Annotated in this window: 9 protein-coding genes; all 9 read left to right on the forward strand. The window is 62.4% G+C overall.

Annotated elements, in window-relative coordinates:
* The first annotated feature begins 141 nt into the window (after positions 1 to 141).
* A complete protein-coding gene (locus P2T68_RS02935; RefSeq protein ID WP_277379043.1) occupies positions 142 to 543 on the forward strand; it encodes a hypothetical protein in 402 nt (133 codons plus the stop codon).
* 705 nt (positions 544 to 1,248) lie between these two features.
* Entirely contained in the window at positions 1,249 to 2,202 is a 954-nt protein-coding gene (gene bcsQ, locus P2T68_RS02940; protein WP_277379731.1) for a cellulose biosynthesis protein BcsQ, read from the forward strand.
* The gene (gene bcsA, locus P2T68_RS02945) at positions 2,199 to 4,418 is read left to right on the forward strand and encodes a UDP-forming cellulose synthase catalytic subunit (protein WP_024072836.1); all 2,220 of its coding nucleotides are present in this window, start codon (positions 2,199 to 2,201) and stop codon (positions 4,416 to 4,418) included. The genes bcsQ and bcsA overlap by 4 nt, the downstream gene beginning before the upstream one ends.
* On the forward strand, positions 4,415 to 6,682 hold the full coding sequence (gene bcsB, locus P2T68_RS02950; RefSeq protein ID WP_024072837.1) for a cellulose biosynthesis cyclic di-GMP-binding regulatory protein BcsB: 2,268 nt from the start codon (positions 4,415 to 4,417) through the stop codon (positions 6,680 to 6,682). Before bcsA ends, bcsB begins: the two co-directional genes overlap by 4 nt.
* Entirely contained in the window at positions 6,679 to 7,875 is a 1,197-nt protein-coding gene (gene bcsZ / locus P2T68_RS02955; RefSeq protein WP_024072838.1) for a cellulose synthase complex periplasmic endoglucanase BcsZ, read from the forward strand. The genes bcsB and bcsZ overlap by 4 nt, the downstream gene beginning before the upstream one ends.
* On the forward strand, positions 7,857 to 11,696 hold the full coding sequence (locus tag P2T68_RS02960) for a cellulose biosynthesis protein BcsC (protein ID WP_024072839.1): 3,840 nt from the start codon (positions 7,857 to 7,859) through the stop codon (positions 11,694 to 11,696). Before bcsZ ends, P2T68_RS02960 begins: the two co-directional genes overlap by 19 nt.
* Before the next feature lie 17 nt (positions 11,697 to 11,713).
* Positions 11,714 to 12,379: an SGNH/GDSL hydrolase family protein gene (locus tag P2T68_RS02965; protein ID WP_024072840.1), complete on the forward strand. Its 666-nt coding sequence runs from the start codon at positions 11,714 to 11,716 to the stop codon at positions 12,377 to 12,379.
* Entirely contained in the window at positions 12,379 to 13,044 is a 666-nt protein-coding gene (locus tag P2T68_RS02970) for a cell division protein FtsQ (RefSeq protein ID WP_024072841.1), read from the forward strand. Before P2T68_RS02965 ends, P2T68_RS02970 begins: the two co-directional genes overlap by 1 nt.
* Positions 13,045 to 13,061: 17 nt before the next feature.
* Positions 13,062 to 14,477 carry an MBOAT family O-acyltransferase gene (locus P2T68_RS02975; protein ID WP_024072842.1) on the forward strand — a complete coding sequence of 472 codons (1,416 nt, stop codon included), beginning with the start codon at positions 13,062 to 13,064 and terminating at the stop codon, positions 14,475 to 14,477.
* Positions 14,478 to 14,483: the final 6 nt, after the last annotated feature.

The following is a 14,483-nucleotide window of genomic DNA, read 5'->3' on the forward strand; positions in this document are numbered from 1 at the left end:
TTGGCAAGCATCTGTAAACCCCTGAATTCTGACTATTTTTACAAACCTTGCCGCGATCCCTTTTTCTTCCCCATGTCAGTAGGATTCATCCTCCACTGCCAGGCGCAGTCGCAAGCCTTTCCACCTAAAAGGAAGCTCCACATGAAACGGACTCTCTCCCTCCTCCTCCTCCCCATCGCCCTCGGCGCCTGTTCAACTCAGAAGCCCGCCAATGACCCGGCCCTGGTTGGTACTTGGAAGGGCTTGCGCGCGCAAACCGATAAATGCCAGTTCCTGTCGTGGACCACCCACCTCAAGCCTGATGGGCGTTTCACCATTACTTTCTTCCGCGATGTACAGCAGGCGCAGGCGATTCAGACAGAGCAGGGCACGTGGTCGGCGGTGAATGGCAAGAATGAGTTGCGCACGGATGGGGTGCGTATGCCGGATGTGTACACCTATCAGCTGGTGGACGCGGATACGGTGCGTTACGTGAGTGTGGCGGCGGGGCCTTCCGGGGATTGTCAGGAGGATTACGCGTTTACGGAGCGGCGGCTGCGTTAACCGCTGCGGCTTGCGCTAAAGGCGGGCGCGCCGTTATCGCGGTTGCACTGGGGTGGGCCGTTTTGGGCGTGCTGCTCGGGGTGAATAAAGGCAGGGCTGATTGACGGCCCGGCCGATGGCGGTTGTGGGTCTGGCGGCGCGGGTTTTGCTTCGCTGTGTGTCGGCGCTGGGGGCATCTGTGCAGGGGTACGGCGGCTGCGACTTTGCCAGCGACCGCCCGGCGGGTTTTGCCTTGAATCCGGCAGGGGTTTGAGTATTCTGTCGCGCGATATGAACGGTGGGTTTAATTACTTAACCGTGTAGGCAAATTTTCGAGACAGTGTGAGGCAACTGATTAATTGTTGAAGGCTATGTCAGATTTGTGCCGTTCTTGACCAGTCGGACAACAAGAAACCGGATAAATCAGTGCAAGTTCATGTTCTTACAGATAATACGTTTTTATCCGGTAAATCGTCATAAAAATGGCGCCACGCCGTTCGTCGGATAATTAAGAGCAAAAAGCATCAAAATACTGACACCATCAATGTGATATCACAGAATGCGCCTCACACCACATAACTAGAAAAATACAAGGTCAGCTCTTTGCTGACCTTTTTATCGCCTTTAAAGCGCAAATCAGGTGGGGAGGGGCAGTGAGTGAGTCGAGCAGATGACATTTCAAAACTATTCAACAAGCTGGGTGCCAACCCAAATGGCTACCGCGAAATCGAATTTGTCCATGAGTTCATTGAGGACGATGTAGAGGTCCTGGAAAGCCCGGCGCTTGTTAAGCCCCTGCCTGTCGCTGCGGCGCTTGTGGATGAAGCCCCGTCGGCGCCGCTGCTGCGCCTGCTGGAAGAGCTGAACCACGGCGAAGCCGACCATCTGCGCCCTGAAGTGTCTTCGGCGCAGCCCACACCGAAAGTCGTGGTGGTGGTCTCGGTCAAAGGCGGTGTCGGCCGTAGCACCTTGGCCGCGGCGCTTGCCAGCAGTTTGCAGCGCCAGGGGCGGCCGGCGCTGGCCCTGGACCTGGACCCGCAAAACGCCCTGCGTCATCACCTGTGCCTGGGTCTCGACATGCCTGGTGTGGGCGCCACCAGCCTGCATAACCAAAGCTGGGAAGCCTTGCCGGAATTCGGTTTTGCCGGTTGCCGCCTGGTGGCGTTCGGGGACACTGACTACGAACAACAGCAGAGCCTGAATCGCTGGCTGGGCCAGGATGAGCAGTGGCTGAGCCAACGCTTGGCCGGTCTTAAATTGAGCGGCCAGGACATCGTGGTTATCGACGTCCCTGCCGGCAACACGGTGTACTTCAGCCAGGCCCTGTCGGTCGCCGACGCGGTGCTGGTGGTGGTGCAGCCGGATGTGGCGTCGTTCAGCACCCTGGCGCAGATGGACGCGATGCTCGCGCCCTACCTCCAGCGCGAGAAGCCGCCACAGTCCTTTTATGTGATCAACCAGTTGGACGCTGCCCACCGTTTCAGCGTGGACATGGTCGAGGTGTTCAAGACGCGCCTGGGCAATGCCCTGCTGGGCACGGTGCATCGTGATCTGTCGTTCAGCGAAGCCCAGGCCTACGGGCGTGATCCCCTCGACCCAACCGTCAACAGTATCGGCAGCCAGGACGTCCACGCTCTGTGCCGCGCCTTGCTCGAACGCATCGACTCGGACCTTCCATGACCGACAATACGCTCTCCACGCCCTTCGTCGAAGGGCGCGCTGAACAGCGCCTAAATGGCGCCATCGCGCGCTTCAATCGCTGGCCTGCGGCGCTGCGCACGGTACTGGTCGTTACCAGTTGCGTGCTCGGCGCCTTGTTGTTGCTGAGCATTATCAGCGCGCCGCTGGACCTCTACAGCCAATGCCTGTTCGCCGCCGTGTGCTTCGTCGTGGTGCTGGTGCTGCGCAAGATCCCGGGGCGCCTGGCGATCCTGGCTTTGGTGGTGCTGTCGTTGGTGGCGTCGCTGCGCTACATGTTCTGGCGCCTGACCTCCACCCTGGGTTTTGAAACCTGGCTCGACATGTTCTTCGGCTACGGGCTGGTCGCGGCCGAGTTCTACGCGCTGATCGTGCTGATCTTCGGCTACGTGCAAACCGCCTGGCCGCTGCGCCGCACGCCGGTATGGTTGACCACCGAGCCGGAAGAGTGGCCGACGGTCGACGTGTTTATCCCCACCTATAATGAAGCCCTGAGCATCGTCAAGCTGACCATCTTCGCCGCCCAGGCGATGGACTGGCCCAAGGACAAGCTGCGCGTCCACGTGCTCGATGACGGCCGCCGTGATGAGTTCCGCGACTTCTGCCGCAAGGTCGGTGTGAACTACATCCGCCGCGACAATAACTTCCACGCCAAGGCCGGTAACCTCAACGAAGCGCTGAAGGTCACCGACGGCGAATACGTCGCCCTGTTCGACGCCGACCACGTGCCGACGCGCTCCTTCCTGCAAGTGAGCCTGGGCTGGTTCCTTAAAGATCCGAAGCTGGCGATGCTGCAAACGCCGCACTTCTTCTTCTCGCCGGACCCGTTCGAAAAGAACCTCGACACCTTCCGCGCCGTGCCTAACGAGGGTGAGCTGTTCTACGGCCTGGTGCAGGACGGCAACGACCTGTGGAACGCCACCTTCTTCTGCGGCTCGTGTGCGGTGATTCGCCGTAAGCCGCTGCTGGAAATCGGCGGCGTGGCGGTCGAGACCGTGACCGAAGACGCCCACACCGCGCTCAAGCTCAACCGCCTGGGCTACAACACCGCTTACCTGGCGATCCCCCAGGCCGCGGGCCTGGCCACCGAGAGCCTGTCGCGCCACATCAACCAGCGGATCCGCTGGGCGCGGGGCATGGCGCAGATTTTCCGCACCGACAACCCGCTGCTGGGCAAGGGCCTCAAGTGGGGCCAGCGCATCTGCTACGCCAACGCCATGCTGCACTTCTTTTATGGCCTGCCGCGCCTGGTGTTCCTCACCGCGCCACTGGCCTATTTGATTTTCGGCGCGGAAATCTTCCACGCCTCGGCGCTGATGATCGTCGCCTACGTGTTGCCGCACTTGGTGCATTCCAGCCTGACCAACTCACGTATCCAGGGGCGTTTCCGTCACTCGTTCTGGAACGAGGTGTACGAGACCGTACTGGCCTGGTACATCCTGCCGCCGGTGCTGGTGGCGCTGGTCAACCCCAAGGCCGGTGGCTTCAACGTCACCGACAAGGGCGGCATCATCGACAAGCAGTTCTTCGACTGGAAACTCGCCCGGCCCTACCTGGTGCTGTTGGCGGTGAACCTGATCGGCCTGGGCTTCGGTATCCATCAGCTGGTCTGGGGCGATGCGTCCACGGCCGTGACGGTGGCGATCAACCTGACCTGGACCCTCTACAACCTGATCATCACCAGCGCCGCCGTGGCTGTAGCGTCCGAGGCGCGCCAAGTGCGTTCCGAGCCGCGCGTCAGCGCCAAGCTGCCGGTGAGCATCATTTGCGCCGATGGCCGCGTGCTCGATGGCGTCACCCAGGACTTTTCGCAAAATGGCTTCGGCCTGATGCTCAGCGACGGCCACTCGATCACCCAGGGTGAGCGCGTGCAACTGGTGCTGTCGCGCAACGGCCAGGACAGCCTGTTTGAAGCGCGGGTGGTGTTCAGCAAGGGCGCGCAGATCGGTGCCCAGTTCGAACCCCTCAGCCTGCGCCAGCAAAGCGAACTGGTTCGCCTGACGTTCTCGCGTGCCGACACCTGGGCCGCCAGTTGGGGAGCCGGCCAGCCCGACACCCCGCTGGCAGCCCTGCGCGAAGTCGGCGCCATTGGCATCGGCGGCCTGTTCACCCTCGGCCGCGCCACCCTGCACGAATTGCGTCTGGCCTTGCGCCGCACCCCTACACAACCGCTCGATACGCTGATGGACAAGCCATGACCTCGAATATGTTCTCTCGTCCTCATCCGCGCCGTGCACTCGCGCTGATGATCGCCTCGCTGATGGGCCTGAATTCGCTGGCGCAAGCTGCCGAGCAAGCCGTCACCACGGTACCGGTACAAAGCACCGACACCGGCTACAGCCTGACGCTCAAGCAACTGGGCCGTCGCGACACCATGAACCTGCAAGGCGTGGAGTCGTCCGACAGCGTCAACTTCGACATCCGTGCCGATGAAGTGGTGAAGGGCGCGCAGTTGTTGCTCAAGTACAGCTACTCGCCGGCACTGTTGGCGGACCTGTCGCAGATCAACGTGCTGGTCAACGGCGAAGTCGCCGCCAGCCTGCCGTTGCCTAAAGAAGGCGCGGGCACCCAGCAAGAACAATTGGTGCAGATCCCGCCGAAGTTGATCACCGAGTTCAACCGTCTGAGCCTGCAGTTCATCGGCCACTACACGATGTCCTGCGAAGACCCCTTGCACAGCAGCCTGTGGGCAAAAATCAGCAACAGCAGTGAGTTGAAAGTGCAGGTCGAGCCGATCGTGCTCAAGGACGACCTGGCTGTATTGCCGCTGCCGTTCTTCGACAAACGTGATGCGCGCCAGGTCAGCCTGCCGTTCGTGTTCGCGACCACCCCGGACAGCGCCGCGCTGGAAGCTGCCGGCACCTTGTCCTCGTGGATTGGCGGCCTCGCCAGCTACCGTGGCGCGACCTTCCCTACCACCCTCGGTGACCTGCCGGCCAAGGGCAACGCGATCGTGCTGGTGCAAACCACCGATGCAATGGATGTACACGGTATCGCCGTGGCCAAGCCGACCGGCCCGACCCTGACCTTGCTCGCCAACCCCAACGATGCCAACGGCAAGCTGCTGATCGTGACCGGTCGCGATGGCGCAGAGCTCAAGCGCGCCGCCACGGCGGTCGCCTTGGGCAACCCGGTATTGGCCGGCAACAGCGTGGTCATCACCAAGCTCGACAGCCTCGCGCCACGCCGTCCGTACGACGCGCCGAACTGGCTGCCGAGCAACCGCCCGGTGCGCTTGGGCGAGTTGGTCGAGCAGCAGAAACTCAGCGTGTCGGGCTACAACCCCGGCGCCATCAGTGTCGACCTGCGCCTGCCGCCCGACCTGTTCAACTGGCGTGAAGAGGGCGTGCCGCTCAAGGTCAAATACCGCTACACGCCGCAGCAGGTGTCGACCAACTCGTCGCTGCTGATCGGCCTGAATGACCAGTTCATGAAGTCCGTGGCCTTGCCGTCAGTGAGCAACCTCGGCGGTGGTCAAACCCTGCTCGACCAGCTGAAGAAAGACGAAAGCCTGCCGCGTGAAGTGACGACCCTGTTGCCGATCAGCTCGGCGTCGCCCAAGTCCAAGCTGCAATTGCGCTTTATGTACGACTACATCAAAGAAGGCGAATGCCGCGACATCATCGTCGACAACATGCGCGGTTCCATCGACCCGGATTCCACCCTCGATGTCACCGGCTACCAGCACTTTATCGCCATGCCGAACCTGGGCGTGTTCAACGACTCCGGCTTCCCGTTCACCCGCCTGGCTGACTTGTCGGAATCGGCTGTGGTCATGCCCGACAACTACGGCACCGACGAACTCACCGCGTACCTGACCGTGCTCGGCCGCTTCGGCGAAGCCACCGGTTACCCGGCGACCGCCGTCAAAGTGGTGCAGGCCAAGGACGTGCAAAGCGTTGCCGACAAAGACTTGCTGGTACTCGCCACCGCAGGCAACCAACCGTTGCTCAAGCAGTGGCAGCAATACCTGCCGGCAACCAGCGATGGCGAGCAACACCAGTTCCTGCTGTCTGACCTGCCGCGTTATGTGCGCAGCTGGGTCAGCCCGGACCCTGCGGCTAACACCCACACCGCCAATACCGGGATCACCTTCAACAGCTTGAGCAGCAGCACCTGGCTGGCGGGTTTCCAATCGCCGCTCAAGGCTGGCCGCAGCGTGGTGCTGATCGCCAGCAACCAGCCTCAGGGCCTGCTGGAAGCCACCTCCGCGTTGATCGGCGGTGACAACTACAAAGACTCGATCCAGGGCAGCCTGGCGGTGGTACAAGGCACGCAAATCAGCTCGCTGGTGGCGGACGAGCAGTACTACGTCGGCAAGCTCAACTACTTCAAGTTCATGCAGTGGCAACTCTCGCAGAACCTGGGCTGGATGCTGTTGATCACCTTCCTCGGCCTCGCCGTGGTGACCAGCCTGATCTACCTGTCGCTGCGTGCCCGTGCAAAACGGCGGTTGGCATGAGCCCGCTGCGTAGCATGGCCCTGATAGCGCTGGGCTCGGTGATGTTTGCAGGCGCTGCGCAAGCGCAGACCTGCGACTGGCCGCTGTGGCAGAACTACGCCAAACGCTTCGTGCAGGATGACGGTCGCGTGCTGAACTCGTCGATGAAACCCACCGAGAGCAGTTCGGAAGGGCAGTCGTACGCGATGTTCTTCGCCCTCGTCGGTAACGACCGCGCAGGCTTTGACAAGCTCTGGACCTGGACCAAGGCCAACATGTCGGGGGCCGATATCGGTCAGAACCTGCCGGGTTGGTTATGGGGCAAAAAGCCTGATAGCACCTGGGGCATCATCGACCCTAACTCCGCCAGCGACGCTGACCTGTGGATGGCCTACTCGCTGCTCGAAGCGGCCCGCGTATGGAATGCCCCGCAGTACCGCGCAGACGCGCAATTGTTGCTGGCCAACGTCGAACGCAACCTGATCGTGCGCGTGCCGGGCCTGGGCAAGATGCTGTTGCCAGGGCCGGTCGGCTACGTGCATGGCGGTGGCCTGTGGCGTTTCAACCCGAGCTACCAGGTGCTGGCGCAACTGCGTCGCTTCCATAAAGAGCGCCCGAACGCCGGCTGGAACGAAGTGGCCGAAAGCAACGCGCGGATGCTCGCCGATACCGCCAGCAACCCCCATGGCCTGGCGGCCAACTGGGTCGGCTACCGCGCCACCAGCGCCAACACCGGGCTGTTTGTGGTCGACCCGTTCTCCGATGACCTGGGCAGCTACGACGCGATCCGCACCTACATGTGGGCCGGCATGACCGCCAAGAGCGATCCACTGGCGGCGGGCATGCTCAAGTCCCTGGGCGGTATGTCCCGGGCGACGGCTGCGGCGGCCACCGGCTTCCCGCCGGAGAAAATCCACGTCACCACCGGCGAAGTGGAGAAGAACAACGGCTACTCGCCGCTCAGCTTCTCGGCATCGACCATTGCCTTCTTCCAGGCCCGTGGCGAAACCGCCCTGGCACAACTGCAAAAGGCCAAGGTCGACGACGCGCTCAACAAAGCCCTGGCCCCGTCGGCACCTGACAGCGCGCAGCCAATCTACTACGACTACATGCTCAGCCTGTTCAGCCAGGGCTTTGCCGATCAGAAGTACCGTTTTGAACAAGACGGTACGGTCAAACTATCCTGGGAGGCAGCATGCGCCGTCACACGCTAGCCATTGCGATTCTCGCCGCCCTGGCCTCCAGTGCCAGCCTGGCCGAAACCAGCGACCCCCAGTCCCTGCTGATCGAGCAGGGCTACTACTGGCAGTCGAAGAAAAACCCTGAGCGCGCCCTTGAGACGTGGCAAAAACTGCTGAGCCTGAGCCCGGACCAGCCGGATGCGCTTTACGGCATCGGCCTGATCCAGGTGCAACAGAACCGCCCGGCCGAGGCGCAGAAATACCTGGCCCGCTTGCAAGCGCTGAGCCCGGTCCCGCGCCAGGCATTGCAGTTAGAGCAAGACATCACCGTCAACAAGCCCGACAACGCCAAGTTGCTGGAGCAGGCCCGTGAACTGGGTGAGCCCGATGACGAGCGCGAAAAGGCCGTGGCCTTGTACCGCCAGATTTTCCAGGGCCGCCAGCCCCAGGGCCTGATTGCCCGCGAGTACTACAACACCCTGGGCTTCACCGCCAAGGGCACCAATGAAGCGATCGCCGGCCTGCAGCGCTTGTCCCGTGAGCGGCCGAACGACCCGATCGTCGCGCTGTTCCTGGCCAAGCACCTGGCGCGTAACCCGGCCACCCGTGCCGACGGTATTCGCGCGCTGGCCAAGCTGGCACCGAACAACGACGTGGGCGGTAACGCCGATGAAACCTGGCGCTTCGCGCTGATCTGGCTCGGCCCGCCCAAGCCCGACCAGGTGGCGTTGTTCCAGCAGTTCCTCACTGCGCACCCGGATGACACCGAGATCCGCGCGCTGATGAACAAAGGCATTGCCCAAGGCAAAAATGGCGGTACCTGGCAGCGCGATCCGCAGATGACCAAGGCGTTCAAGGCCCTGGACGCTGGCGACCTGAAAACCGCCGAGCCGCTGCTGGCCGCGCGCTTGGCCGAGAAGTCCAATGACGTCGATGCCCTCGGTGGCATGGGCGTGTTGCGTCAACAGCAAGAGCGTTACAGCGAAGCGGAAAACTACCTGGTACAGGCCACCCGTTTACCGGGTGGTGCGGCGTGGCAAACGGCGCTCAATGACGTGCGTTACTGGAACCTGATCAGCCAGAGCCGCGACGCCCAGCGCGCCGGCCGTGGCGCCCAGGCCCGTGACCTGGTGGCCCAGGCCGAACGCCTGAACCCCGGTCAACCCGGCGCCGCCGTCGCCCTGGCGGGTTTCCAGGCCCAGGACAATCAGTTCGACGCCGCCGAAGCCGGCTACCGCAAGGTGCTGGCCCGTCACCCTGGCGACCCGGATGCACTGAGTGGCTTGATCAACGTACTGTCCCAATCGGGCCAGCCGGACGAAGCCTTGAAGCTGATCGACTCGGTGTCGCCCGCCCAGCGTGCCAAGTTCGCGCCAAGCGTGAAAATCAACGCACTGCGCGCCACCCAGGTCGGCAAGCTGGCCGAACAACGCGGCGATGTGAAGGCCGCGCAGGCTGCCTACCGCCAGGCCCTCGATGCCGACCCGGAAAACCCCTGGACCCGTTTTGCCCTGGCCCGCATGTACCTGCGCGACGGCCAGATCCGCAACGCCCGTGCCTTGATCGACGGTCTGCTCAAGACCCAGCCCAACCAGCCGGACGCGCTGTACACCAGCACCTTGTTGTCGGCCGAGTTGAGCGAGTGGAAGCAAGCCGAAACCACCTTGGGCCGTATCCCGACCGCCCAACGCACCGCTGACATGAACGAGCTGGCGATCGATATCGCGCTGCACCAGCAGACCGACATCGCCATCGAAACCGCTCGCCGTGGCCAGCGCCCCGAAGCCCTGGCACTGCTTGGTCGCTCCGAACCGCTGACGCGGCAAAAGCCTGAGCGCGTGGCCGTGCTGGCCGCCGCTTATGTGGAAGTCGGTGCCGCGCAGTACGGCCTGGACATGATGCAGAAGGTGGTGGAGAACAACCCCAACCCGACGGTCGACCAGAAACTGCTGTACGCCAACGTGCTGCTCAAGGCCAACAAGTACAGCGAGGCGGGCGAGATCCTGCGCGAAGTGCAAGGCCAGCCATTGACCGAGATCGGTCGCCAGCGCTACGACGATTTGATCTACCTGTACCGGGTCAAGCAGGCCGATGCCCTGCGCGAGAAGAACGACCTGGTGGCGGCCTACGACATGCTCTCGCCGGCCCTGGCCCAGCGTCCCAACGACGCCTTGGGCGTCGGCGCCCTGGCGCGCATGTATGCCGCCAGCGGCAACGGCAAGAAGGCCATGGAGCTGTATGCGCCGCTGATCCAGCAGAACCCGAACAATGCGCGCCTGCAAATGGGCCTGGCGGATATTGCCTTGAAAGGCAACGACCGTGACTTGGCGCAATCGGCCAGCAACAAGGCCCTGGCGTTGGAACCGGCCAACCCGGAGATCCTCACCTCCGCCGCGCGTATCTACCAGGGACTGGGCAAGAACAGCGAAGCCGCTGAACTGCTGCGCAAGGCCCTGGCGATTGAAAACGCCATGAAGGCCAAGACCCAGGTGGCCCAGGCCGACACTCAAAGCAAGTCGTATAACCCCTTCGTGGGCCTGCCGGGCCAGCGTCGCCAGGTCACCGACCTGACTGTCGCCGGCGCTGTACCGCCGCCGATCGATGCGCCGACCAAGACCGTGACGTCCAGCGCGTTTGCCAGCGCGACGTCCAACGACTTGAGCGAGCCGTTTGTGCCGCCTTCGAATATCGCCTCCATCGACAGCCCTGAGCTGAGCCCGGCGCGGCGCGCGTTGGATACGATCCTGCGTGACCGTACCGGTTATGTGGTGCAGGGCTTGAGCGTGCGCAGCAACAACGGTGAGAAAGGCTTGAGCAAGATCACCGACGTGGAAGCGCCGTTTGAGGCGCGGATGCCGGTGGGTGACAACACCGTGGCGTTGCGCGTGACGCCGGTGCACGTGAGTGCGGGTAGCGTCGGTAGCGATGCGTTGTCGCGCTTCGGCAAAGGCTCCACGACCCCGGCGGGTTCCCAGAGCGACAGCGGTGTAGGCCTGGCCGTGGCATTTGAAAACCCGGATGAAGGCGTTAAGGCTGATGTCGGTGTGAGCCCGTTGGGCTTCCTCTACAACACCCTCGTGGGTGGCGTGAGTGTGTCGCGTCCGTTTGAAGCCAATCCGAACTTCCGCTATGGCGCGAACATTTCGCGGCGTCCGGTCACTGACAGTGTCACCTCCTTTGCCGGTTCCGAAGACGGCGAGGGCAACAAGTGGGGCGGCGTCACCGCCAACGGCGGCCGTGGCGAGTTGAGCTACGACAACCAGAAGCTGGGCGTCTACGGTTACGCGTCGCTGCATGAACTGCTGGGCAATAACGTCGAAGACAACACCCGCCTGGAACTGGGCAGCGGTATCTACTGGTACCTGCGCAACAACCCGCGGGACACGTTGACCCTGGGGATCAGCGGCTCGGCGATGACCTTCAAGGAAAACCAGGACTTCTACACCTACGGCAACGGCGGTTACTTCAGCCCGCAGCGTTTCTTCTCCCTGGGTGTGCCGATTCGTTGGGCGCAAAGCTTTGACCGCTTCAGCTACCAGGTAAAAAGTTCGGTGGGCTTGCAGCATATCGCGCAAGATGGCACGGATTATTTCCCTGGCGACAGCACACTTCAGGCGTCCAGGGGTAATCCCAAGTACGAAAGCTCCAGCAAAACCGGCGTCGGCTACAGCTTCAACGCTGCTGCCGAATATCGTCTGAGCTCGCGGTTCTACCTGGGTGGCGAAATCGGTCTCGATAACGCCCAGGACTACCGCCAGTACGCCGGTAATGCTTACTTGCGCTACTTGTTCGAGGACCTGAGCGGGCCGATGCCATTGCCGGTCAGCCCGTACCGTTCCCCCTATTCCAACTGATTAAATCGGAGTCATTCATGCCTGTTTCTGCGATTGCCGGCCTAACCATGCTGGTACTGGGCGAAAGTCATATGAGCTTTCCCGATTCGTTGCTCAACCCGCTGCAAGACAACCTGACCAAGCAAGGCGCGGTGGTTCACTCCATCGGCGCCTGCGGCGCGGGTGCGGCGGATTGGGTCGTGCCGAAAAAAGTCGAGTGCGGCGGCGAACGCATGCCCACCGGCAAAGCGGTGATCTACGGCAAGAACGCCATGAGCACCACGCCGATCAAAGACCTGATCGCCAAGGACAAACCCGATGTGGTGGTGCTGATCATCGGCGACACCATGGGTTCCTACACCAACCCGGTGTTCCCCAAAGCCTGGGCCTGGAAAAGCGTGACCTCGCTGACCAAGGCGATCACCGAGACTGGCACCAAGTGCGTGTGGGTCGGCCCGCCATGGGGCAAGGTCGGTTCCCAGTACAAGAAGGACGACACCCGCACCAAGCTGATGTCGTCGTTCCTGGCCAGTAACGTGGCGCCGTGCACCTACATCGACTCGTTGACCTTCTCCAAGCCGGGCGAGTGGATCACCACCGACGGCCAGCACTTCACCATCGACGGTTACCAGAAGTGGGCCAAGGCTATTGGTACTGCGTTGGGTGACCTGCCGCCATCGGCCTACGGTAAAGGAAGCAAATAATGAAACGGATGACCCTGGGTCTGGCGGCCTTGCTCGCCAGCGTCAGCGCCTACAGCGCCGACATCCCGTTGTATCCCACCGGCCCGGAGCAAGACGCAGCGTTCCTGCGGTTTGCCAACGGCACCGGCAGCGAACTGAAGCTGGTGGCCGCCGGCTCCAAGGCCAGCCTGGTGTTGAATGGCGACAAGTTGGTCTCGTCCTTCCTGCCGGTGGTGGGCGGTGACAAGCCGATCAAGGGCGTGCTGAGCCGCGATGGCAAGGACGCCGACCTGTCGGTGACCGTCGCCCCAGGCGAATTCGCCACCGTGGTGGCGCTGGTCGACGCCAAGGGCGCCACGCGCCAATTGGTGGTGCGCGAACAGCCGGACGACTTCAACGCGCTCAAGGCCTCCCTGGCCTTTATCAACGCCGACGCCACGTGCGTCGATGCGAGCCTGGAAGCCGTGGCGCAAAAAGCCGAGCTGTTCAAGCAGGTCGCCGAAGGTTCGTTGCAGCGGCGCATGATCAACCCGGTGGAACTGTCGGTGCAGCTCAAATGCGCCGGCGCGCCGGTTGGCCAGCCGTTGTCGTTCACCCTCAAGGCTGGCGAGCGCTATAGCGTGCTGGCTGTTCCTTCGGCTGCAGGTTCGAAGTTGCTGTTCGCCTCTGACGCACTCGCTAACTGATCGGGCCCGACACCACCATGGTCTTTGCCTCACTCGAATTCCTCACGCTGTTCCTGCCGGCCTTCCTGTTGATTTATGCCCTGGCTCGTCCGAGCTGGCGCAACGTCATCCTGTTGATCGGCAGCTGGCTGTTCTACGGCTGGTTGAGCCCGCTGTTCCTGTTCCTGCACATGGTCTTGACCGTGGTGGCATGGGTCGGCGGCTTGCTGGTGGACCGCTCCCGCGAGGATGGCAAAGGCCGGGTGCGCCTGTTGATCGCGTTGATCGTGTTCAACACGGCGGTGCTGTGTTGGTACAAGTACGCCAACATCGTGGCGGGCACCGTGAGTGAGGTGATCACCTGGTACGGCGCCATGCCACTGGACTGGCAGCGCGTGGCGTTGCCAGCCGGCTTGTCGTTCATCGTATTGCAGGCGATTTCATACCTGGTGGACGTACACCGGCATACGGTGCCGGTGGAGCGCAGCTTCATCAATTACGCCACCTATATCTCGATGTTCGGCCACTCGATTGCCGGCCCGATCATTCGTTACGACTGGGTCCGTCGCGAGCTGAACCAGCGGTATTTCAACTGGCCGAATTTCTCCCTCGGCGCGCGGCGCTTCATGATCGGCATGGGCATGAAAGTGCTGGTGGCCGACACCTTGTCGCCGTTGGTGGACATTGCCTTCCACCTGGAAAACCCGAGCCTGGTGGATGCGTGGATCGGTTGCCTGGCCTATTCGCTGCAACTGTTCTTCGACTTCGCCGGCTACAGCGCCATGGCCATCGGCCTGGGCCTGATGCTGGGTTTCCACTTCCCGGAAAACTTTAACCGGCCGTATCTGGCCAGCAGCATCCAGGACTTCTGGCGCCGTTGGCACCTGTCGTTGTCCAGCTGGTTGCGCGACTACCTGTACATCGCCCTGGGCGGTAACCGTGACGGTGTGTGGCGTACTTATCGCAACCTGTTCCTGACCATGGCGATTGCCGGTTTGTGGCACGGCGGCGATAGCTGGAACTACCTGTTGTGGGGTTCGGCCCACGGGGTAGCGCTGTGCGTGGACCGCGCCTGGTCGCGTTCGAGCTTGCCGAGTATTCCGCCGGTGTTGTCCCACGTCCTGACGTTGCTGTTTGTGTGCCTGGCCTGGACTTTGTTCCGCGCGCCGGACTTCCATTCGGCACTGACCATGTATGCCGGCCAGTTCGGCATGCACGGCATGGCCCTGGGTGACGCAATGGCGGTCGCCCTGCGCCCGGCCCATGGCATGGCGGCCTTGCTGGGCCTGGTATGCATCATCGCGCCGATCTGGCAGGTGCGCTGCGAGCAACGCTTTGGTACTCAGCCGTGGTTTTTGGTGGCGGCTTCGCTGTGGCCGGTGGCCGGGTTTGTGTTGTCGTTCGCGCTGATTGCCAGCCGCGACGCCGTACCGTTTCTGTACTTTCAGTTCTAAGGAAGC

It is taken from the genome of Pseudomonas sp. G11, from assembly GCF_029457515.1.
GTDB lineage: Bacteria > Pseudomonadota > Gammaproteobacteria > Pseudomonadales > Pseudomonadaceae > Aquipseudomonas > Aquipseudomonas gorinensis.

Excerpts from the sequence above, each read along its gene's own strand:
- P2T68_RS02935 (WP_277379043.1), top strand. The coding sequence starts at position 142 with ATGAAACGGACTCTCTCCCTCCTCCTCCTCCCCATCGCCCTCGGCGCC.
- bcsA (WP_024072836.1), top strand. The coding sequence starts at position 2,199 with ATGACCGACAATACGCTCTCCACGCCCTTCGTCGAAGGGCGCGCTGAA.
- bcsB (WP_024072837.1), top strand. The coding sequence starts at position 4,415 with ATGACCTCGAATATGTTCTCTCGTCCTCATCCGCGCCGTGCACTCGCG.
- bcsZ (WP_024072838.1), top strand. The coding sequence starts at position 6,679 with ATGAGCCCGCTGCGTAGCATGGCCCTGATAGCGCTGGGCTCGGTGATG.
- P2T68_RS02960 (WP_024072839.1), top strand. The coding sequence starts at position 7,857 with ATGCGCCGTCACACGCTAGCCATTGCGATTCTCGCCGCCCTGGCCTCC.
- P2T68_RS02965 (WP_024072840.1), top strand. The coding sequence starts at position 11,714 with ATGCCTGTTTCTGCGATTGCCGGCCTAACCATGCTGGTACTGGGCGAA.
- P2T68_RS02970 (WP_024072841.1), top strand. The coding sequence starts at position 12,379 with ATGAAACGGATGACCCTGGGTCTGGCGGCCTTGCTCGCCAGCGTCAGC.
- P2T68_RS02975 (WP_024072842.1), top strand. The coding sequence starts at position 13,062 with ATGGTCTTTGCCTCACTCGAATTCCTCACGCTGTTCCTGCCGGCCTTC.